16 protein-coding genes and 1 pseudogene are annotated in these 20,515 nt (G+C 65.4%); 9 read left to right on the plus strand and 8 right to left on the minus strand.

Annotated features, from left to right (window positions below; all coding sequences use genetic code 11):
* Nucleotides 1-14: 14 nt before the first annotated feature.
* The 3 genes and pseudogenes from AC5O5I_RS10465 to AC5O5I_RS10475 form a co-directional block, all read right to left on the minus strand.
* Nucleotides 15-143: pseudogene (locus AC5O5I_RS10465) on the minus strand (PLP-dependent transferase); the annotation flags it as partial.
* A 334-nt stretch (nt 144-477) separates the two neighbouring features.
* Nucleotides 478-1,248, minus strand: a complete 771-nt coding sequence (locus AC5O5I_RS10470; protein WP_172231623.1) for an SDR family NAD(P)-dependent oxidoreductase — start codon at nt 1,246-1,248, stop codon at nt 478-480.
* 262 nt (nt 1,249-1,510) lie between these two features.
* The gene (locus AC5O5I_RS10475; protein WP_172231620.1) at nt 1,511-2,479 is read right to left on the minus strand and encodes a GlxA family transcriptional regulator; all 969 of its coding nucleotides are present in this window, start codon (nt 2,477-2,479) and stop codon (nt 1,511-1,513) included.
* 129 nt (nt 2,480-2,608) lie between these two features.
* Here AC5O5I_RS10475 and AC5O5I_RS10480 point away from each other — a divergent pair, with 129 nt between their 5' ends.
* Nucleotides 2,609-3,250, plus strand: a complete 642-nt coding sequence (locus tag AC5O5I_RS10480; RefSeq protein WP_172287485.1) for an HD domain-containing protein — start codon at nt 2,609-2,611, stop codon at nt 3,248-3,250.
* Between the two features lie 230 nt (nt 3,251-3,480).
* On the opposite strand, the gene AC5O5I_RS10485 is transcribed toward AC5O5I_RS10480, so the two are convergent.
* On the minus strand, nt 3,481-3,951 hold the full coding sequence (locus AC5O5I_RS10485; RefSeq protein WP_172231091.1) for a MarR family winged helix-turn-helix transcriptional regulator: 471 nt from the start codon (nt 3,949-3,951) through the stop codon (nt 3,481-3,483).
* A gap of 199 nt (nt 3,952-4,150) precedes the next feature.
* Here AC5O5I_RS10485 and AC5O5I_RS10490 point away from each other — a divergent pair, with 199 nt between their 5' ends.
* From AC5O5I_RS10490 to AC5O5I_RS10510, 5 genes are all read left to right on the plus strand, one after another.
* Nucleotides 4,151-4,981, plus strand: coding sequence for a p-hydroxycinnamoyl CoA hydratase/lyase (locus AC5O5I_RS10490; protein WP_172231088.1), 831 nt, complete (start codon nt 4,151-4,153; stop codon nt 4,979-4,981).
* 72 nt (nt 4,982-5,053) lie between these two features.
* Nucleotides 5,054-6,502, plus strand: a complete 1,449-nt coding sequence (locus AC5O5I_RS10495; RefSeq protein WP_172231085.1) for an aldehyde dehydrogenase — start codon at nt 5,054-5,056, stop codon at nt 6,500-6,502.
* Nucleotides 6,503-6,576: 74 nt separating this feature from the next.
* Nucleotides 6,577-8,460 (plus strand): feruloyl-CoA synthase, encoded by a 1,884-nt coding sequence (locus AC5O5I_RS10500; RefSeq protein ID WP_172231082.1) that lies wholly within the window; start codon nt 6,577-6,579, stop codon nt 8,458-8,460.
* Nucleotides 8,457-9,698, plus strand: coding sequence for a thiolase family protein (locus tag AC5O5I_RS10505; protein WP_494512537.1), 1,242 nt, complete (start codon nt 8,457-8,459; stop codon nt 9,696-9,698). Before AC5O5I_RS10500 ends, AC5O5I_RS10505 begins: the two co-directional genes overlap by 4 nt.
* Nucleotides 9,699-9,712: 14 nt before the next feature.
* A complete protein-coding gene (locus tag AC5O5I_RS10510) occupies nt 9,713-11,425 on the plus strand; it encodes an acyl-CoA dehydrogenase (RefSeq protein ID WP_494512538.1) in 1,713 nt (570 codons plus the stop codon).
* Here AC5O5I_RS10510 and AC5O5I_RS10515 read toward each other — a convergent pair.
* A complete protein-coding gene (locus tag AC5O5I_RS10515; RefSeq protein WP_172287285.1) occupies nt 11,409-12,431 on the minus strand; it encodes a formylglycine-generating enzyme family protein in 1,023 nt (340 codons plus the stop codon). The genes AC5O5I_RS10510 and AC5O5I_RS10515 overlap by 17 nt on opposite strands.
* Nucleotides 12,428-14,110 (minus strand): arylsulfatase, encoded by a 1,683-nt coding sequence (locus tag AC5O5I_RS10520; RefSeq protein ID WP_172222080.1) that lies wholly within the window; start codon nt 14,108-14,110, stop codon nt 12,428-12,430. The genes AC5O5I_RS10515 and AC5O5I_RS10520 overlap by 4 nt, the downstream gene beginning before the upstream one ends.
* Nucleotides 14,111-14,359: 249 nt before the next feature.
* On the opposite strand from AC5O5I_RS10520, the gene AC5O5I_RS10525 reads away from it, so the two are divergent.
* The gene (locus AC5O5I_RS10525; protein WP_494512539.1) at nt 14,360-15,751 is read left to right on the plus strand and encodes an alginate export family protein; all 1,392 of its coding nucleotides are present in this window, start codon (nt 14,360-14,362) and stop codon (nt 15,749-15,751) included.
* A 34-nt stretch (nt 15,752-15,785) separates the two neighbouring features.
* Nucleotides 15,786-17,018 carry a 3-(3-hydroxy-phenyl)propionate transporter MhpT gene (mhpT, locus tag AC5O5I_RS10530; RefSeq protein WP_172222074.1) on the plus strand — a complete coding sequence of 411 codons (1,233 nt, stop codon included), beginning with the start codon at nt 15,786-15,788 and terminating at the stop codon, nt 17,016-17,018.
* A 108-nt stretch (nt 17,019-17,126) separates the two neighbouring features.
* On the opposite strand, the gene AC5O5I_RS10535 is transcribed toward mhpT, so the two are convergent.
* Together AC5O5I_RS10535 and AC5O5I_RS10540 are read right to left on the minus strand one after the other, a co-directional pair.
* Nucleotides 17,127-18,134: a 5'-nucleotidase gene (locus tag AC5O5I_RS10535; protein WP_172222071.1), complete on the minus strand. Its 1,008-nt coding sequence runs from the start codon at nt 18,132-18,134 to the stop codon at nt 17,127-17,129.
* 137 nt (nt 18,135-18,271) lie between these two features.
* The gene (locus AC5O5I_RS10540; RefSeq protein ID WP_172287286.1) at nt 18,272-19,192 is read right to left on the minus strand and encodes a LysR family transcriptional regulator; all 921 of its coding nucleotides are present in this window, start codon (nt 19,190-19,192) and stop codon (nt 18,272-18,274) included.
* A 95-nt stretch (nt 19,193-19,287) separates the two neighbouring features.
* Between AC5O5I_RS10540 and AC5O5I_RS10545 the strand changes: the two genes are divergently transcribed.
* Nucleotides 19,288-20,469: an MFS transporter gene (locus tag AC5O5I_RS10545; RefSeq protein WP_494512540.1), complete on the plus strand. Its 1,182-nt coding sequence runs from the start codon at nt 19,288-19,290 to the stop codon at nt 20,467-20,469.
* Nucleotides 20,470-20,515: the final 46 nt, after the last annotated feature.

Here is a 20,515-nt window from a genome sequence, read left to right on the forward strand (position 1 = left end):
TATCCAGCTTTGCAGAATGAAGCGGCGCCATGCTGGGTGCCGTCGAATGCGAAGGAGGTCGTCTGGTAGATCGGCACGGCCACCGCCCGGGTGGTCGGGTCGGGGCTGAAGCCCGCGTGGATGGCGAGAGTTTCCAGCTGCATGCGATCGTTCCTTGAGCGTGGGTGGAAGCGTTCAAGCATGCGGCGGCGGGTTGGAACAGGTCAAGGTGGGCCTGACTGTCTGTAGCAGCGGTGGCGCACGCCGACTGTAAAGATACGCAAAGTTTCCGCGGGCCATCACACCTCCACTCTGGAATCCGCCCGCTGCCTGACCGGCCAACGGCTGGCAGCCGGGCGGTGGTCATGGTGGTGGCCACGGCGGTGGCGGTGGCGTTGGCTTTGGCGGCCATCAGGGCGGCCGCCCTCGTTGAGTTGGCCCCGCGATCGAACGCACTGCCTCGGCCGGGCTGCAACAGTGCACCCGGCGCGAGCGCATTCACCAGGCGATACGCTCGCCATCCCAGCCCCGGAAGCTGCCACTGTCCGCCGGCCCAAACCGCCCCACCTGCTCGATCACACATTGTGCAGCAAACGCTGGCTCAAACAGCTTTCCTTCCGGCACGTTGGCTTGAAAGGGCTTGGACAGCTCGGTATCGGTAGTGCCCGGATGCAACGCCAGCACCGTGGCTGCAGGGTTCAAGCGCTTCAATTCGATACTCGCCGTGTGCAGGAGCTGGTTGAGCGCTGCCTTGCTTGCGCGGTAGCTGTACCAGCCACCCAGACGATTGTCGCTGATCGAACCCACTCTGGCCGAAAGCGCCACAAACGTGGCGGGCTGTTTGCGTAGCAACGGCAGCAGGTGTTTGAGCAGCAGGATCGGCGCGAATGCGTTGGTGGCAAAGCTGGCCTGCAGGCCGGATAGCTCCAGTTGCGCCAGCGACTTTTCAGCCTTGGCGCCGTCCTGATGCAGTATGCCGAGGGTGCTGACGACCAGGTGAAGGTGCGGGCAGGTGGTGCCTGTTTCGGTGGCAAGCCTCGCAAGTGCCGCTTCGTCCAGTGCGTTGCAATCTATCAGCGCCAGCCGCTCGCCATGTTCGCTGGCCAGTGCCACGAGTGCGGGGGCGGTGCGGGCATGCCGGGCCACTGCCCACAGCCGGCCCACGTCGTCTCGCGCCAGCAATGCTTCGCACAGCGCCAGGCCTATGCCACGGCTTGCGCCGCACACCAGCACACTGGCTTTGCCAGTCAGACCCGGGATCAGGCTCATGGGGTTCCCCGCACAGATAGATTGAGAGGTTTGTGGCTAAGTAGACTGTATCCCATGGCCGGATGCCAGTCAGTCAAGGCTAATGGGGCTGCTGCGCAGCCCATCGCCGGCAAGCCAGCTCCCACCCAGACCGCATCCCTTTCAAGCCATGCGCCGCACTTGTGGGAGCCTGGCTTGCCGGCGATGGGCCGCAAAGCGGCCCTGGTTGCTCAATTGACGGCAGCCTCCCATGGCCCGTTATTCCTTCGCGGGCCATCCACTGCTATCCAGCGGCACCACCATTACGCTTGCGATATTCCGCCGGCGTCACCCCCATGTGTTTCACAAATGCCCGCCGCAACGTATCCGCATTGGCAAACCCGCACAACGCCGCCACCTGCTTGGGCGCCTCCCGCCCAGCCTCCAGCCGTATCCGCGCCGCATTCACCCGTGCCAGCTCCACCCAGGCCGCCGGCGTCATGCCCACGTCGCTCTGAAACACCCGCGCAAAATGCCTTGGGCTCAGCCCGACCCGCGCAGCCAGGCTGGCCACCCCATGGTCCAGCGCCGGGTTGGCAGCCACGTAACGCTGCAGGCCCTGCAACGCCGAACGCCCAACCGGTGAGGTCGCGCCTTGTCGGCTGAACTGCAACTGCCCGCCCGGCCGCTTGAAGTACATCACCAGGTGCCCAGCCACCTGCTTGGCAATGTCCCGCCCAAGGTCCTCTTCGACCAAGGCCAGTGCCAGGTCCAGCCCGGCGGTCACCCCGGCAGCAGTACGCAGTTTGCCGTCATGCACCTGGATGGCATCGGCATCCACCTGCACTCGCGGGTAGCGCTCGGCCAGCGGCTGGGCTACGGCCCAGTGGGTAGTGACGCGCCTGTCGTCCAGCAACCCCGCAGCCGCCAGGGCAAATGCCCCCGTGCACACCGAGCCGTAGCGGCGGCAAGCGCTTGCGCGGTGGCGCAGCCAGTCGAGAATGCCGGGGCGCAAGTATTGGTCGGCAGCTTGCGGCGTGCCGGCAACCAGTAGTGTGTCGATGGCCTGCAGGTCTTCGCCGATCCAGCCGTCGGCGACCAGGCGCGTCCCGGACGAGCTCACCAGCGGCCCCGGTTCGCAAGCCAGCAACAGCAGGCGATAGACATCGCGGCCGGCCTGGCGGTTGGCCTCGGCGAAGACGTCGAGCGGGCCGCAGGCGTCCAGCAGTTGCACGCCGGGCATGGCCAGGATGGCGATGGTGATAGGGGGCATGATTACTCCGGGCGTTTCGCTGCAAGTCCGTAATCCATCGACAATGGCAGGATCCGGCGCTTAAAGTCAATTGAGGACATTGGTGTTCAACCTCAGACTGAGCCTGTCATCAACCCACCAGGAGCGAACATGTCCTCATCCATCGCCGGTATCCAGCTGCCCGACAGCGCCATGGCCCGGGAAATTACCGAACTCGTCCGTGACACGGCTTCCCCATTGCTGTTCCACCACTCCAGCCGGGTGTTCTATTTCGCCGCCCTTGCCGGGCAGCGGCTGGGGCTGCGCTACGACAGCGAACTGCTGTACGCAGGCTGCATGTTCCATGACATGGGCCTGACCCATCAGCACAGCAGCGATTGTTGCCGCTTTGAAGTGGATGGTGCGAATGTGGCGCGCGACTTCCTTCAGCGCCATGGCGTGGACGAGCGCGATGTCGAGCGCGTGTGGACAGCGATCGCGTTGCATACCACGCCGGGCATTGCGGAGCATATGCATCCGTTGATTGCGCTGGTGACCGCCGGGGTGGAGACCGATGTGCTGGGGTTGCACCATGAAGGGCTGGGTGTCGTCGCGCGGGATGCGGTGGTGCAGGCGCATCCGCGTGGCGAGCAGTTCAAGGAGGCGATCATCCAGGCGTTCTACAACGGTATTCGTCATAAGCCGCAGACCACGTTCGGCAATGTGAAAGCGGATGTGATCGCCGACAAGGACCCGGCATTCCGGCCCGGCAATTTCTGCAGCGTCATTCGCCAGTCTTGCTGGGCCAGTTGAATTTCTGCCCAGGAGCGCGGTGACCGAGGCCGGTGGCGGCTTGGTGGATCCGTTGCGAGCCGTACACCGTGGTACATGGCACCGGCTGCGCCGGTGTTCGCGGGTGAACCCGCTCCCACAAGTACGGCGCATGGCTTGAATTCGATGCGGTCGGGGTGGGAGCTGGCTTGCCGGCGATGGGCTGCGCAGCAGCCCCATCATCCTTGACTGACTGGCATTCGGCCAACGCCTCACTCCTGGTAAATCTTCGTCAACAACCGCAACAGCTGCCCCCGTTCCTCATCATCCAGCGCCGCAGTCGCCTCGCGGTCGCTGTCGCTGGCGATCTGCTTGAGCTCCTTGAGCAACGCTTCGCCTGCCTTGCTTAGAAAAATCCCGTACGAACGTTTGTCCGGCTTGCACCGCACGCGTACGGCCAAGGCGCGTTCTTCCAGCTTGTTCAACAGCGGCACCACCTGGGGCGGCTCGATCGCCAGCGCGCGGGCCAGGTCGGCCTGCATCAGCCCTGGGTTCTGCTCGATCACCGCCAGCGCCGAGAACTGCGCCGGGCGCAGGTCATGGGCCGAAAGCCGGCCGATAAGGTGCTGGAACAGCTTCAACTGCGCGCGGCGCAGGGCGTAACCGAGCAAGTCTTCAAGCACCGCCTCCGCCGGCGTAGCGGGCGTGGCGGCGGTGTCGGTAGTGCGGGCAGACCTTGCCATCGGGGTGCATGCTCCTCGTTCATGGGTAAGAAAGTTACCCAGTTTGCCTGCCTTGTCGCCTGCCGGCTAGGGGAGGGCACGGGAAAATGCCCTTCAGCACGCGCCTCGGAGAAAGATAAATTTCATAATGGTTAATTGACATAACTAATCTGCTCGCTTAGCTTGATGTCACCACCTCGAACAACAAGAGTGCAGAACCATGAGCAAATACGAAGGCCGCTGGGCTACCGTCAAGGTCGAACTGGAATCGGGCATTGCCTGGGTAACCCTCAACCGCCCGGAAAAGCGCAACGCCATGAGCCCCACGCTGAACCGGGAAATGGTCGACGTGCTGGAAACCCTCGAGCAGGACGCCGACGCCGGCGTGCTGGTGCTGACCGGCGCTGGTGAGTCGTGGACCGCAGGCATGGACCTGAAGGAGTACTTCCGCGAGGTGGACGCCGGGCCGGAAATCCTCCAGGAAAAAATCCGCCGCGAGGCCTCGCAGTGGCAATGGAAGCTGCTGCGCATGTATGCCAAACCCACCATCGCCATGGTCAACGGCTGGTGCTTCGGCGGTGGCTTCAGCCCGCTGGTGGCCTGTGACCTGGCCATTTGCGCCGACGAAGCCACTTTCGGCCTGTCGGAAATCAACTGGGGCATCCCGCCGGGCAACCTGGTGAGCAAGGCGATGGCCGATACCGTTGGCCACCGCCAGTCGCTGTACTACATCATGACCGGCAAGACTTTCGGCGGCCCCAAGGCTGCCGAGATGGGCCTGGTGAACGACAGCGTGCCGCTGGCGCAACTGCGTGACACCACCCGCGAACTGGCGCTGAACCTGCTGGAAAAGAACCCGGTGGTGCTGCGTGCAGCCAAGAATGGTTTCAAGCGTTGCCGCGAACTGACCTGGGAGCAGAACGAAGACTACCTGTACGCCAAGCTCGACCAGTCCCGCTTGCTGGACACCGAAGGCGGGCGCGAGCAGGGCATGAAGCAGTTCCTCGACGACAAAAGCATCAAGCCCGGCCTGCAGGCCTACAAGCGCTGAGTTCAGGCGGGCTGGGCCGTTACCCGGCACAGCCCGCGGATATTCCCGATAAGTACAACAAGAGGAATAAGCATGTTGCAGGTGCCTTTGCTGATCGGCGGGCGGTCGTGCCCCGCCAGCGATGGACGAACCTTCGAACGCCGTAACCCGGTCACCGGCGAGGTGGTCTCGCAGGTGGCCGCGGCCACCTTGGCCGATGCCGATGCAGCGGTTGCCGCTGCCAGCGCGGCCTTCCCGGCCTGGGCTGCCCTGGCGCCCGGCGAGCGGCGCAGGCGCTTGCTGGCGGGGGCCGACCTGTTGCAGGCGCGGGCCGACGAGTTTATTGCGGCGGCCGGCGAAACCGGGGCCATGGCCAACTGGTACGGCTTCAACGTGAAGCTGGCCGCCAACATGCTGCGCGAAGCCGCAGCGATGACCACACAGATCACCGGCGAGGTCATTCCTTCGGATGTACCCGGCAGCTTCGCCATGGCCCTGCGTGCGCCCTGCGGTGTGGTGCTCGGCATCGCCCCGTGGAATGCCCCGGTCATCCTCGCCACCCGTGCGATCGCCATGCCGCTGGCCTGCGGTAACACCGTGGTGCTGAAGGCCTCGGAGCTGAGCCCTGCGGTGCATCGGCTGATCGGCCAGGTGCTGCACGATGCCGGCCTGGGCGATGGCGTGGTCAACGTGATCAGCAATGCCCCGGATGATGCCCCGGCCATCGTCGAGCGACTGATTGCCAACCCGGCCGTGCGCCGCGTCAACTTCACCGGCTCTACCCAGGTCGGGCGGATCGTCGGCGAGCTGGCTGCACGGCACCTCAAACCCGCCTTGCTGGAGCTCGGTGGCAAAGCACCGCTGCTGGTGCTCGACGACGCCGACCTGGATGCCACCGTTGAAGCCGCCGCCTTCGGCGCCTACTTCAATCAGGGGCAGATCTGCATGTCCACCGAGCGGCTGGTGGTGGATAGCCGTGTTGCCGATGCCTTCGTCGACAAGCTGGCGGCGAAGGTTGCCGGGCTGCGCGCCGGTGACCCGCAGGCCAGCACTTCAGTGCTCGGTTCGCTGGTCAGCAGTGCGGCTGGCGAGCGCATCAAGGCGCTGATCGACGATGCCGTGGCCAAAGGCGCGCGCCTGGTGTGCGGCGGCCAGTTGCAGGGCAGCATCCTGCAGCCGACCCTGCTCGACAATGTCGACGCCAGCATGCGCCTGTATCGCGAAGAGTCCTTCGGCCCGGTGGCCGTGGTGCTGCGCGCCGAAGGTGACGAGGCTTTGCTGCACTTGGCCAACGACTCCGAGTTCGGCCTGTCGTCGGCCATTTTCAGCCGTGACACCAGCCGCGCGCTGGCCCTGGCGCAACGGGTGGAGTCGGGCATCTGTCATATCAATGGCCCGACCGTGCACGACGAGGCGCAGATGCCGTTTGGCGGGGTCAAGGCGAGTGGCTACGGCAGCTTCGGCAGCCGTACGGCGATCGACCAGTTCACCCAGTTGCGCTGGGTCACCCTGCAGAACGGCCCGCGCCATTACCCCATCTGAGCAACACGCGATTGGCCGCCACCGGCAGCGCCGGGCGGCGGCAGGATGTACAACAAGAACAAGGAGCAACCTGCGTGAATACCGAAGCCCGCTCACGGTCGACCGACCCTGGCCAACCTCCGCGCTACCGGCAGGTGTCCATCGGCCATCCCCAGGTGCAGGTCAGCCAGGCTGACGGCATTGTGCGCATGCACCCCGTCGAACCTTTGGCGCCGCTGCCGGCGCGCCTGCTCGACCGGCTGCTGCACTGGGCGCACACGCGCTCCGATATCACCTTTATTGCGGCGCGCGAACCTGACGGCAGCTGGCGCGCGATCACCTACGCGCAAATGCTCGGCCAGGTGCGCACCATTGCCGCCAACCTGCTGGGTTTCGGCCTGAGCGCCGAGCGGCCGCTGGCGCTGTTTTCCGGGAATGACATCGAGCACCTGCAGATCGCCCTGGGCGCCATGTATGCCGGCATTCCTTATTGCCCGGTGTCGCCGGCCTATGCGCTGCTGTCGCAGGACTTTGCCAAACTGCGGCATGTCTGCGAGGTGTTGACCCCGGGGCTGGTATTCGCCACCGACGCGCAGCCGTTCCAGCGCGCGTTCGATGCCGTGCTTGATCCGTCGGTAGCGGTGGTCAGTGTGCGTGGCCAGGCCCAGGGCCGTCAGCACATCGATTTTGCCAGTCTGTTGCAACCCTGCGACCTGGCGCCCGCCGACGCCGCGTTTGCCGCTACCGGGCCCGACACCATCGCCAAGTTCCTCTTCACCTCTGGCTCCACCAAGCTGCCCAAGGCGGTGATCACCACCCAGCGCATGCTCTGCGCCAACCAGCAGATGCTGCTGCAGACCTTTCCGGTATTTGCCGAAGAGCCGCCGGTGCTGGTCGACTGGCTGCCCTGGAACCACACCTTCGGCGGCAGCCACAACCTCGGCATCGTGTTGTACAACGGCGGCAGCTTCTACCTGGACGCCGGCAAACCCACCCCGCAAGGCTTCGGCGAAACGTTGCGCAACCTGCGCGAAATCTCGCCTACGGCCTACCTTACCGTGCCCAAGGGCTGGGAAGAGCTGGCCAAGGCGCTGGAGCAGGACGCCCAGTTGCGCGAGGTGTTCTTTGCCCGTATCAAGCTGTTCTTCTTCGCTGCCGCAGGCCTTTCGCAAAGCGTGTGGGACCGCCTGGACCGCATCGCCGAGCAACACTGCGGCGAACGTATCCGCATGATGGCTGGCCTGGGCATGACCGAAGCCGCGCCGTCCTGCACCTTCACCACCGGGCCGCTGTCGATGGCGGGCTATGTGGGGTTGCCGGCACCGGGTTGCGAAGTGAAGCTGGTGCCGCAGGCGGGCAAGCTGGAGGCGCGTTTTCGCGGGCCGCACATCATGCCGGGGTACTGGCGCTCCCCGCAGCAGAGCGCCGAGGCATTCGACGAGGAGGGCTTCTACTGCTCGGGCGATGCGCTGAGACTGGCCGACCTGCAGCAACCGGAACAGGGCCTGATGTTCGATGGCCGTATCGCCGAGGACTTCAAGTTGTCGTCCGGGGTGTTTGTCAGCGTCGGCCCCTTGCGTAACCGTGCGGTGCTGGAAGGTTCGCCCTATGTGCAGGACATCGTGGTAACGGCGCCGGACCGGGAGTGCCTGGGCGTGCTGGTATTTGCGCGCCTGCCCGAATGCCGCCAGCTCGCCGGGTTGGCGGCCGATGCCAGCGATGCCGAGGTACTGGGCAGCACTGCGGTGCGCAGCTGGTTCGCTGACTGGCTGGCGCGGCTGAACCGCGATGCCCAGGGCAACGCCAGCCGCATCGAATGGCTGGCGCTGCTGGACGAGCCGCCCTCGATCGACGCAGGCGAAATCACCGACAAGGGCTCGATCAACCAGCGCGCGGTATTGCAGCGTCGTGCCGCGCAGGTAGAGGCGCTGTACTGCGGCGAACACCCCACCCAGCTGCACGCGCAGGCTCGGCCATGAGCAGCGGCGGGTTATGCACCGCGTTCGACGATGTGGCCATCGTCGAAATGGCACGCACGCCTTGGGTCGACCTGGGCGGGGCGCTGGCAGGTGTGTCGCCCATCGACCTGGGCATCAAGGCAGGCCGGGCCGTGCTGGTGCGCGCCGGCCTTGATCCGCAGGCCGTGGACAGCGTGCTGGCCGGCAGCATGGCCCACGCCAGTTTCGATGCCTACTTCCTGCCGCGCCATGTCGGGCTGTACTGCGGTGTGCCGCAGGCCACGCCCGCATTGGCGGTACAGCGCATCTGCGGTACCGGGCTGGAACTGCTGCGCCAGGCCGGCGAGCAGCTGCGCAGTGGTGCGCAACAGGTGCTGTGCGTGGGTACCGAGTCGATGTCGCGCAACCCGATCGCGGCCTACGAGCACCGCGGTGGCTTTCGCCTGGGGGCGCCAGTGGGCTTCAAGGACTTTCTCTGGGAGGCGCTGCACGACCCCGCTGCCGGTGTGGACATGATCGGCACTGCGGACACCCTGGCGCGTGAGCATGGCCTGGACCGCACTGCAGTGGATGCCTGGGCTCTGCGCAGCCATCAGCGTGCCCTGCAGGCGCAGCACGCGGGCTGGTTCGATGAGGAAGTTGTCCGCATCACGGCTGAGACCTTTGACGCCGAAGGCTGCCTGCCACGTGGCATCGAACTGCCGCGGGGGGTGAGCGAGGTCAGCCGCGACAGCCATCCGCGGCCTACCGACGCCGTGGCGCTGGCCCGGCTGCGTGCCGTTCACACCCGGGGCGTGCAAACCGCCGGCAACAGCTGCGCAGTGGTCGATGGCGCTGCGGCGGCGCTGGTGGCGCGCTTGTCCACCTGCACGCGGCCACCGTTGGCCCGCTTGCGGATGGTCACGGCAGTTGGTGTGCCACCGCAGACCATGGGTATCGGGCCAGCGCCGGCGATCGCGCTGCTGCTGGCGCGCAGCGGTCTGCGCCTGGAGCAGATCGACCGTTTCGAAATCAACGAAGCCCAGGCCGCGCAAGTGCTGGCCGTGGTCCAGTCGCTACAGCTGGATGTCAACAAGCTCAATGTCCACGGTGGGGCCATTGCCCTCGGCCACCCGCTGGCCGCCACCGGCCTGCGGCTGGTGCACACCCTGGCCCGGCAACTGCGTCAGGACAACCTGCGCTACGGGGTTGCCGCAGCCTGCATCGGCGGCGGCCAAGGCATGGCACTGCTGCTCGAAAACCCCCATTTCATTGGCTGAACACGAGGTATCCCATGGCCTGGAAGGCACCTTTGGCGGACATGCAATTCGTACTGCAACACTGGCTGCGGGCCGACCGCGCCTGGCAGGCAATGCCGGCCTATGCCGAGGTCGACCTTGATCTGGCCATGCAGGTGCTGGAACAGGCTGCCCGTTTCAGCGAGCAGGTACTGGTGCCGCTGAACACAACGGGTGACCGCCAGGGTTGTACGCTGGAGCATGGCAACGTGCGCACGCCGCAGGGTTTCCCGGCGGCCTATCGGGCTTATGTCGAGGGTGGCTGGCCTGCGCTGGCCTGTGATCCGGCGCTGGGTGGCCAGGGTTTGCCTGTGCTGCTGGACGCTGCCATGCAGGAGATGCTGTTTGCCAGCAACCATGGCTGGGCCATGTATACCGGCATCGCTCATGGCGCGTACCTGTGCCTGAAGGCCCATGCCTCTGCCGAGCTGCAGGCGCGGTACCTGCCGGGGATCGTCAGTGGCGCAACCTTGCCCACCATGTGCCTCACCGAGCCCCAGGCCGGCAGCGACCTTGGCTTGCTGCGCTGCCGCGCCGAAGCTGTGGGCGAAGGCCGTTATGCCGTCACCGGCAACAAGCTGTTCATCTCCGGCGGCGACCACGACCTCACCCACGATATCCTGCACCTGGTGCTGGCCCGCCTGCCGGGTGCGCCGGCAGGCAGCCGCGGCTTGTCGCTGCTGCTGGTGCCGAAATGGCTGGAGGATGGCCAACGCAATGCCGTGCACTGCGATGGCCTGGAACACAAGCTGGGCATCCGCGCCAGCGCTACCTGCACGCTGCGCTTCGAGGGCGCCAGCGGCTGGCTGGTCGGGCAGGCGCACGGCGGCCTGGCGGCCATGTTCGTGATGATGAATGCGGCCCGCCTGCATGTCGGCCTGCAAGGGCTGGCGCATGCCGAGGCGGCCTGGCAATGCGCCCGGGACTATGCCCTGGAGCGTCGGCAGATGCGTGCGGTGGGGCATGCGCTAGGGGATGCCGACCCGATCGCCCTGCACCCTGCCATGCGCCAGGTGCTGCTGGAGCTGCGGGTGCGTAGCGAAGGCATGCGCGCGCTGGGCTACTGGACGGCGCACTGGCTGGATGTGGCCGCCGCAGCAGCCGACCCGGCACAGCGGACCAAGGCGTCTAAGCTGGCGGCCCTGCTGACGCCGATCGTCAAGGCGGCCTTCACCGACTACGGTTTCAGCCTGGCCAGCAAGGCCCTGCAGGTGTTTGGCGGGTATGGCTACACAGGCGAGTTCGGCATCGAACAGACCCTGCGCGACAGCCGCATCGCCATGATCTACGAAGGCACCAACGAAGTGCAGGCCAATGACCTGTTGCTGCGCAAGGTGCTGGGCGATGGTGGCGAAGGCTTCGCGCTGCTTCTGGAGGCACTGCGCGAGGAGGGCGATGCGCTGCGCAGGGTGTGCGACACGCTGGAGGACGTTCTTGCCAAGGTCATGCGTGCCGCGTCAGACGACCCCGAGTATGCATACCGTGCCGCGGGCGGCTTCCTGCAATTGTGCGCCACCGCCTTGCAAGCCTACGCCTGGGCGCGCACCGCGCGCTGCATCCAGGCACTGCCGCTGGATGCGCCGCAGCGGCTGGAAAAGCAGCAAAGCGTGGGGTTCTTCTTCAACTACCTGCTACCCGATTTCGACCGGCAGGTGGCGGCCGTCGAGGCGGCCGCAGCACCTTTGCCGTACATCAGCGAACCGTCCTGAAGCCCACGTGTGAAGTGGCGATGAACACCGGCTGTGGCTGCCGCGCCGACGGCCGGTAGCGCATGCAGCGGTCCGCCGAGCACAGGTGCGAGCCACCCTTGATCACCGCCACCTTCACGCCCGGTTCGGCAGGGTCCAGGCTTTGCGCCAGGCTGGGGCCGGGCGGATCCGCTTTGGCGTTGTCTTGCGCGGCATGGCCGGGCCGGTAACCGGTGCGGGTCAGCTCCCAGACATTGCCGCCGGCATCGAACAAACCAAAGCGGTTGGCCGGGAAGCAGCCTACCGGCGAGGTGCCGGTAAAGCCATCGGCAGCCGCGTTGTGGTATGGGAACTGGCCCTGCCAGGTATTGGCCATGAGCTTGCCCTTGGGCAGTTCCGTCGTGCCCCAGCTGAAGTCGGCATCCTGCAGGCCGCCGCGCATGGCGTATTCCAGTTGGGCCTCGGTGGGCAGCTTGCGCCCGGCCCAGCGGGCATAGGCCTGCGCATCCTCCAGCGCCACCTGCACCACCGGGTGGTTGTCCTGCGCTATCACGCTGCTGTCCGGGCCCAGCGGGTGGCGCCAATTTGCCCCGGCCACGAACTGCCAGCCAGGGCTGGGTACATCCGGGCCTTGCTGGAACACCATTGCCCCGGGCACCCGCAGGTGCTCGGGGAGGGTGGGGTCGTCCTCGGTGCTGATGCCCCGTTCGGCATGGGTGAGGTAGCCGGTGGCGGCCACGAAGCGGGCGAACTGCGCGTTGGTGACCGGGTGCACATCGATCCAGAAAGCCGACACCTTCGCCGCATGGGCCGGGCCTTCCTCGTCGTAGTAGCGGTCCGAGCCAAAGCTGAACCCGCCGCCCGGCAGGCGCACCATGCCGTCACGCCAGGCACCTTGCCGTGCGGCTGGCAAGCCGCTGTAGCCGTCGCACAGCAACACCGGTGCCGGGGCCTCGGGCCAGGCACTGTAACCGGCGACGAGCAGGCCGGCGGCGACCAGGGCGCAGCCGGCTACCCGGGCGATCATTGCTTGCCGGCCACGGCCTGGCGGGCCTGTATGGCAGGGCTGGCAGGGCGGCCATCGGCGTCGATGACGATGTTGCTGCGCTGGGCATAGGCCTTCCAGTCCCGCAGCATCTGCGTTACCTGCTCAGGGTGTGCGGCGGCGATGTCGTGGTGTTCGCCGGGGTCGTTGTGCAGGTCATACAGGTGCCAGGCCGGCTGGCCGTCGGTGGCGTCCCACAATAGCTTCATCGGGCCCTTGCGCAGCGAGGCGCTGCCGTTGATTTCCCAGCCCAGGGCTTCGTCCTCGGCGTGGATGCGCGTGTCGTTGCCTTGCAGGTAGTTCAGCGCAGAGGTGCCCTGTGGCGGCACGATATCGCGGTCGCGGTACTTGATGCCTGGCATCGGCGCACCGGCCAGTTGTAGCAAGGTCGGCATGATATCCCGGACACTGGCCAGCTGTTCGCTGCGCCCGGGTTTGATGGTTGCCGGGTAATACACGAACGCAGGCACGCGGATGCCGCCCTGGTAAGTGGTCATCTTGTAGCGGCGGCTGGGCAGGGCGCTGACCTGGGCCCAGGCCGAGCCGATCATCAAGAACGAATCGCGGCGACCGTAGTTGTCCAGGCTGTTGTCGAAGTGCTGTTTGATCCAGTTCGGGTCGACCCGGGTCGCGTTCTCCGGCCCATTGTCGGACATGAACAGGATCAGGGTGTTGTCCAGCTCACCGCTTTTGCGCAGGTGATCGACCAGGCGCCCGACTTCGGCATCCAGCGCCGTTACCATGGCCGCATAAACCTCCATGGTGCGGGCCGACTGCTGCTTCTGCTGTTCACTCAGCGAGGCCCAGGCCGGCACACCCTCCAGTTGCGGCTGCAGGGGGTAGTCTGCCGGTACCAGGCCGGCCTTGCGCTGTCGTTCCAGGCGTTCACGGGCAATGGCCTCGTAGCCTTGGTCGTAGCGGCCGCGGTATTGCGCAAGGTAGGCGTCTGGTGCCTGCAGGGGCCAGTGCGGCGCGGTGTAGGCGGCGAAGGCGAAGAACGGTTTGCCGCTGGCCTTGCCCTCGTCGATGGCGCTGATAAGCCGGTCGGTGAACCAGGTGGTGGAGTAGAAGTCGTCGGGTAGCTCGACAGGCTTGCCGTTGTGCTGGAACGTTGCGCTGTAGTTCGATTGCAGGTCCATGTTGGCCTGCTTGAAGTGCGCGGCGCCGCCTTCCAGCAGCACGTAGGCCTGGTCGAACCCGCGGTTCTGCGGTTGTTGCGCGGGCTGCATGCCCAAGTGCCATTTTCCGGAAATGTAGGTGCGGTAGCCGGCGTCGTGCAGCAGTTCGGCCAAGGTGGCGACATTGCCACCGAGCACGCCTTCATAGCCGGCGCGCACCTCCGAACCTGCGGGCAGGCGCTTGCGTGCTTCGGCCATCATGCCCAGCCCGGAGATATGCGGGTCATTGCCCGACATCAGCATCGCCCGGGTGGGGGAGCAGCTGGGCGCCGCGTGGAAGTCCAGCATCAGGCGGCCGTCGGCCAGCAGCTTGTCCAGGTTCGGGGTGCGGATTTCGCTGCCCAGCGCCGACAGGTCGGAAAAGCCCAGGTCGTCGGCGACTACAAGCAAAATGTTCGGTTGTTTAACGGTTGGCGCAGCCATGGCCTGGCTGGCGCCTAGCATGAGCAAGCCGAGAGCGGCTAGGGGTTTGAGGCAGTTCATGAAGGTGCTCTTGTTGTTTTAATAGGTGAGTCGTGTCGCGCAGGTTCATAACAGACGCTGCGCAGGATAGATACTAGCGGTGAATCAGGCTGATTCGCAGCCGTTTGGCTCATTAGCGTTCGATCAGCGAACGTTTAATGGCGCTTGCCCCTTGCGGGCATCAGTTGACTATTGACGGCAATATGATTAACAAAAATAATCGTTAACAGAGTTATCCAATTTTATAAAAACAAGTAAAGGGAAATTCTGATGACGAGGCCGTTGAACCGGGCGTTGATGCCCGTTGTACTGCTATCGCTGTGCCAGTGTGCGTACGCGGCCAGCCCGCTTGAAGACAGCCGGCCTGGCCGGCCGGGGGCACCGCGCTGGATCGAGGACTATCGCTTTCTGGATGACCCCGCCAAGGTCGACGACCCGTTCGATGGGTTGCGCTACCACCGTTTGTCCGAGTCGGCCTGGCTGCAGCTGGGTGCCGAGGCGCGTTATCGCGCCGATGCAATGAACCGGCCGTTCTTCGGCCTGCGCGGGCTGAAGGACGACTCCTATCTGCTGCAACGGCTGCAGGTACACGCTGACCTGCACTTGTTCGATGATGCTTTGCGCACCTTCGTGCAGGTGGAAAACACCCGCGCCTTCGGCAAGGACCTGTACTCACCCAACGATGAAGGGCGCAATGAACTACGCCAGGCGTTCGTCGACTTCAACCATGACTTCGCCGATGGCCGCTACACCACACGTGTGGGCCGCCAGGAGATGGCCTTCGGCGACCAGGTGTTCGTTACCTACCGCGACGTGCCGAACATCCGCCTCAGCTTCGATGGCGTGCGTGCCAGCCTCAACCTCAAGGACGGGCGCAAGCTCGATGCCTTTGCCGTGAGGCCGCTGAAAACCGGTGAGGACAGCTGGGATGACGGCAGCAATAACGCCGTGAAGTTCTATGGCCTGTACGGCACCTTGCCGTTGACGGCCATCTGGAACTTGGACCTGTTCGCCTTCGGCCTGGAAACCGACCAGCGCAGCCTGGCCGGCGAGGCTGGCGACGAGCAGCGCTACACCTACGGCACGCGCCTGTTCGGCCGCTACCAGGCCCTGGACTGGAGCTGGAACCTGGCCGGGCAGGGGGGCCACCTGGGCGGTGCGTCGATCCGCGCCTGGGCGGTGTCGAGCGACAGCGGCTACACCTTCGCCCACCCTTGGCAGCCCCGCCTGGGCATGCGCATCGATGCTGCCAGCGGCGACAGCGACCCAGGCGACGGCAAGGTCGGTACCTTCGACCCGCTGTTTCCACGTAACGGGGTCTACGGCGAAGCCAGCCTGACTACCTTGAGCAACGTCATCGTGGTCGGGCCTACCTTCGGCTTCTCGCCCTGGCCTACGGTTCGCTTCGAGCAGGGCGTGCTCGAGGTCTGGAAGCAGCGCGAAGAAGACGGCGTGTACATGCCCGGCATGAGCATGCTGGCCAACACCCGCGGCACCGGCCGCCATGTGGGCACCATCTATCGTGCCAACAGCCGCTGGCTGGCCACGCCCAACCTGACGCTGGACCTCGACCTCAAGTACTACGACGTGGGCGCTGCCATCAAGGAGGCCGGCGGCGAGGATGCTTCATTCGTCTCCTTGCGCGCCACTTTCAGGCTTTGATTTTCCCGATCCATAACAACAAAAGGGGCCACACATGAGTCACTCTTCCTCATCTTCAAGCAAGCCGGTGCTCACCATCGGCCTGTGTTTTCTGGTGGCGCTGCTGGAGGGCCTGGACCTACAGGCCACCGGTGTTGCTGCACCGCACATGGCCAAGGAGTTCGCGCTCACGCCTGGCATGCTCGGCTGGGTGTTCAGTGCCGGGTTGCTCGGGCTGCTGCCGGGCGCGTTCATCGGTGGCTGGCTGGCCGATCGGCTGGGCCGCAAGGTCATCCTGATCGTGGCGGTGCTGTTGTTCGGTGGTTTTTCCCTGGGCACTGCCCATGCCGAAAGCTACAACACGTTGCTGATCGCCCGCCTGATGACCGGGCTGGGCCTGGGTGCGGCTTTGCCGATCCTGATCGCCCTGGCCAGTGAAGCCGCGCCGGACCGTCTTCGCAGCACCGCGGTGAGCCTGACCTATTGTGGTGTGCCTCTGGGCGGGGCCATTGCTTCGGTCATCGGCATGGCCGGGCTGGGCGAAGGTTGGCGGACGGTGTTCTACGTCGGGGGTATCGCGCCGATTGCGATCGCCTTCGTGCTGATGCTGTGGTTGAAGGAGTCCCAGGCATTCCGCGCCCGGCCCGCTGCCAGTGCTGGCGCTGATGGCATGCTGGCGCAGCTGTTCGGGCCAGGGCAGGTCAGCCGCACCCTGTTGCTGTGGGTGGCGTGTTTCTTCACGCTCACCGTGCTGTACATGCTGCTGAACTGGTTGCCGTCGTTGTTGATCGGGCAGGGCTACAGCAGGCCGCAGGCGGGAGCGGTGCAGATCCTCTTCAACCTCGGTGGCGCTGCCGGCTCGTTCCTGACCGGGCGCATGATGGACCGTGGCTACGCCGGCCGGGCGGTGTTCATCGCCTATGCCGGGATGCTGGCGTCGCTGGCGGGGCTGGGGTTGTCGACCGGTTTCGGCTTGATGCTGCTCGCCGGGTTTACTGCGGGCTATTGCGCCATCGGCGGGCAACTGGTGCTGTATGCGCTGGCGCCTACCTTGTACCCGACCCAGGTGCGTGCCACGGGTGTCGGCGCATCGGTGGCGGTAGGGCGGCTAGGTTCCATGGCCGGGCCGTTGGCGGCTGGGCAGATTCTGGCGGCGGGGGCCGGGGTGGGTGGTTTGCTGCTGGCGGCGTCACCTGGCCTGGTGGTGGCGGCCGTGGCAGCGCGGGCTTTGCTGGGGCAGCGCAAGCGCTCTGTCGGGCCAGCGCCGACCGAAAGTATTGCCCGCTAAGACTGGGCTTTGGCGGTGTTCGAGGTTGAACCCGCTCCCACAGGGTACGCGGAGCGCCCGGCATCAGTTCTCTGCGCGACAGCGCGGCCCACCAGGCTGGGCAACCTCCTACAGACAGGGTGCATTCTTTAGCAGGTGAGGTGCGACCGGCGGTTGATCGTGTTCGGGGCAAGGCGCTTGCGGTGAGTGCCGCCTGTTCGCCACCCCAAACGGTACATGCACCATCGGCAGGTCCCCTGCCGGTGACTGCAGGTGGCTGCGCTGATCGTCGAAAAACACATGGGGCTTGAGGATCGACAGCACCCTGGGCTTTTCCATCCCACCCAGGAAGAAGCACTCATCTGGCGACACGCCCCAATCCTTCAGCGTGGTCACCACGCGCTCATGCGAAGGGGCGTTGCGCGCCGTCACGATGGCAATCCGCAGAATCCGCTTGTACGCCGGGTCTTCGGCCAGCTTGCGGTCTTCGAGCATGCGTATCAGCGAAAGCTTGCGGTACAGGTCCGCCAACGGCCCTGGCGTATGCGGGATGCCCTTGTGGACGCGTTCGTGTTCCTGAAAATCATCCAGGTTGTCGTTGCGTTTGAACACGCTCTCGGCCTCGTCGTCGGCAATCACGCCATCGAAGTCGAAGGCCACCCGCAATTCGGTGTCGATCTCGTCATCGTAGATGTGGGTTGGCAACACCCTTCCTGCCGGGTAGTTGGCGTCGATGGCTTTCTGCACATCCTCTTCGTTGGCGCTGAGAAACAGCGAGGCATTGAACGCCGGAATGTATTCGTAGGGCGAGCGGCCCGACATGAACGCTGCGCGGGTGATATCCAGCTGGTAGTGATTGATGGAGCGGAACACCCGCAAACCGGTTTCCGGCGAGTTGCGCGACAGCAGCACCACTTCCACCGGCAACTGCTCGGGGAAGGCCTTGTTGATGCTCAGAAAGCGGCGAATGAACGGGAACGCCACGCCTTTGGGGAACGGCTCGTCAAGGTTCTGCTCCTGATGCTTCCGATAAGCCTCGACGCCTTCGGTCGTGTAGATATCGTCGGAAACGGTGAGGTCGAACAGCGCACTCGAAGCCACGCCGATGACCAGTTTCTGTTCGATGGGGTAGGGCATGCGGAAACTCCTGAAGCTGCGCTGAAGGCAAGTGTACGCGTCGTTCAAGCCGGGCGTGGTGCGCTATCTGTTGGCACGTGAGTATCAGTGTCGCTCATGTTGGGCTAGTTACTCCAATTGACCCGCTACCTGCTTTTTCATTTGTCATGCTCGGTGAATGTCGAGCCATGTTGATGATGCTGCAGCAGAAAATCCACGAACACCCGTACGCGCGCCGGCATCGCCGGGCCGCCGACGAACACCGCATGGATCGGCTCGCGGTCGTCAGGGTTGTACGCTTCCAGCAACGGTACCAGCCGCCCGCTGGCCAGGTCATCGGCCACGGTGAAGGTGCCGATGCGTGCTATGCCGGCGCCAAGCCTGGCCAGCTGCGCCAGGGCTTCGCCGCTGCTGCATTGGATATTGCCCGTCACCTTCAACGAGAACACGTGGCCATCGCGGCGGAACGGCCAGTCGGGTTCGGCGCGGCGGAAGTTGAAGCGCAGGCAGTTGTGCCGGGCCAGGTCTTCGGGCACTACGGGGGTACCACAGCGCTGCAGGTACTCGGGCGAGGCGACGATCGCCTGGCCGGTCTCGCCAAAGGCTCGCGCGGTCAACGAGCTGTCCGGCAGGTGGCCGAAACGCAGCGCCACGTCGGCCTGGCCGCCGAGAATGTCCGCCACTTCGTCGCTCAGGGTCAGGTCGACCAGCACTTGCGGGTAACGCGCGCTGAACGCCGCCAGCAATGGCACCACGGTCAGCCGTGCATGGCCCAGCGCCGCGCTGACCCGCAGGCGCCCGCGTGGCACGCCCTGGTCGGTGATGGCCTGTTCCACTTCGAGCAGGTCGGCCAGCACCCGCCGTGCCCCGCGCAGGTAGGCCTCGCCTTCGGGGGTGAGGGTGAGTGCGCGGGTTGTTCGCAGCAGCAGGCGGGTGCCCAGCCGCTGTTCGGTGCGGGCGATGATGCGGCTGACTGCCGACGGCGTCAGGCCAAGGGCCCGGGCGGCGGCAGACAGGCTGCCTTCTTGCGCCACCCTGGCAAAAATCTCCATTTCTCCGGATCTTCCGCTGAAGTCCATTTGTGCCTCGCAAGCAAAGGTGATTCGCAGCAACACGGTCTAGTGCACTTTAGCCGTGGATCGTAGCATTCGCGGCATAGATAAGGAGCTTTGCCATGCGTATCAATCCCCCCTTGGTCGCGCTCGCCATCGGTGCCTTCGGCATTGGTGTCACCGAGTTCGCCCCCATGGGCATGTTGCCCAATATCGCCACCGACCTTGGCGTCTCCATCCCCGCCGCCGGCCTGCTGGTCAGTGCCTATGCGCTTGGTGTGCTGATCGGCGCACCGTTGATGACCTTGGCCACGGTGAAGATCCCGCGGCGTTACCTGCTGATCGGGCTGATGGCCATTTTCACCCTGGGCAACCTGATGTCGGCGCTGGCCAGCGACTACACCAGCTTGCTGGTCGCCCGGGTGGTCACCTCACTCAACCACGGTGCGTTCTTTGGCATCGGTTCGATTGTCGCGGCCAGTGTGGTTGCGCCGCAGAAGCGTGCCGGGGCCGTTGCGGCGATGTTCATGGGGCTGACCCTGGCCACCATTGGTGGCGTGCCGCTGGCGACCTGGTTTGGTGAAATGCTCGGCTGGCGCACAGCGTTCTGGGGTATCGCCGGGCTGGGCCTGGTGGCGATGACCACGCTGTGGTACGCGCTGCCCAATGTGGCGTTGCCCAGGGGTGACGGGGCCATGGCGGAAATCCGCGTGTTGCTGCGCGGGCCAGTGCTGGCAGCACTGTCGCTGACGGTGGTGGGCTCGAGTGCGATGTTCACGGTGTTCACCTACATCGCGCCGATCCTGCACAGCGAGGCAGCTGCCTCCACCACCTTCATCACGGTAATGCTGGTGTTGTTCGGTATTGGCCTGACCTTGGGCAACATGTGGGGTGGCAAAGCGGCCGACCGTTCTGTCGACCGCACGCTGATGCTGTCGCTGGCCGTGCTGATTGCCGTGTTGCTGGTGTTTCCGCTGGTGATGGACTGGGCGCTGCCCACGGCGCTGGCGGTACTGGTCTGGGGCGCTGCCAGCTTTGCCCTGGTGCCACCGCTGCAGATGCGTGTGATGGAGGCGGCCAAGGATGCGCCCAACCTGGCCTCGGCAGTGAACATTGGTGCGTTCAACCTGGGCAATGCAATTGGCGCGGCGCTGGGTGGGGCAGTGATCAATGCGGGGTTGGGCTACCCGGCGATCTCCCTGGCGGGGGCGGCGATGGCGGCGCTGGGTTTGCTGATGGTGCTGGTGTTTGCCTGGCGTGGGCGGGGGGTGGCTGGTAGCGGGGTGGCCGGTGTTCGCGGGTGAGGGCATAGGCAATCGCGGCAGGGCTGACAGGCGCTGCATATGTTGT

Source organism: Pseudomonas sp. 9_2_1, assembly GCF_059295275.1.

What these genes read in the sequence shown, in the direction of transcription:
- AC5O5I_RS10475 (WP_172231620.1), bottom strand. Translation starts at nt 2,479, where the DNA reads ATGCCCCCTATCACCATCGCCATCCTGGCCATGCCCGGCGTGCAACTG.
- AC5O5I_RS10505 (WP_494512537.1), top strand. Translation starts at nt 8,457, where the DNA reads ATGAGCAGCGGCGGGTTATGCACCGCGTTCGACGATGTGGCCATCGTC.
- AC5O5I_RS10490 (WP_172231088.1), top strand. Translation starts at nt 4,151, where the DNA reads ATGAGCAAATACGAAGGCCGCTGGGCTACCGTCAAGGTCGAACTGGAA.
- AC5O5I_RS10495 (WP_172231085.1), top strand. Translation starts at nt 5,054, where the DNA reads ATGTTGCAGGTGCCTTTGCTGATCGGCGGGCGGTCGTGCCCCGCCAGC.
- AC5O5I_RS10470 (WP_172231623.1), bottom strand. Translation starts at nt 1,248, where the DNA reads ATGAGCCTGATCCCGGGTCTGACTGGCAAAGCCAGTGTGCTGGTGTGC.
- AC5O5I_RS10525 (WP_494512539.1), top strand. Translation starts at nt 14,360, where the DNA reads ATGACGAGGCCGTTGAACCGGGCGTTGATGCCCGTTGTACTGCTATCG.
- AC5O5I_RS10480 (WP_172287485.1), top strand. Translation starts at nt 2,609, where the DNA reads ATGTCCTCATCCATCGCCGGTATCCAGCTGCCCGACAGCGCCATGGCC.
- AC5O5I_RS10535 (WP_172222071.1), bottom strand. Translation starts at nt 18,134, where the DNA reads ATGCCCTACCCCATCGAACAGAAACTGGTCATCGGCGTGGCTTCGAGT.
- AC5O5I_RS10485 (WP_172231091.1), bottom strand. Translation starts at nt 3,951, where the DNA reads ATGGCAAGGTCTGCCCGCACTACCGACACCGCCGCCACGCCCGCTACG.
- AC5O5I_RS10520 (WP_172222080.1), bottom strand. Translation starts at nt 14,110, where the DNA reads ATGAACTGCCTCAAACCCCTAGCCGCTCTCGGCTTGCTCATGCTAGGC.
- AC5O5I_RS10510 (WP_494512538.1), top strand. Translation starts at nt 9,713, where the DNA reads ATGGCCTGGAAGGCACCTTTGGCGGACATGCAATTCGTACTGCAACAC.
- AC5O5I_RS10515 (WP_172287285.1), bottom strand. Translation starts at nt 12,431, where the DNA reads ATGATCGCCCGGGTAGCCGGCTGCGCCCTGGTCGCCGCCGGCCTGCTC.
- AC5O5I_RS10545 (WP_494512540.1), top strand. Translation starts at nt 19,288, where the DNA reads ATGCGTATCAATCCCCCCTTGGTCGCGCTCGCCATCGGTGCCTTCGGC.
- AC5O5I_RS10540 (WP_172287286.1), bottom strand. Translation starts at nt 19,192, where the DNA reads ATGGACTTCAGCGGAAGATCCGGAGAAATGGAGATTTTTGCCAGGGTG.
- mhpT (WP_172222074.1), top strand. Translation starts at nt 15,786, where the DNA reads ATGAGTCACTCTTCCTCATCTTCAAGCAAGCCGGTGCTCACCATCGGC.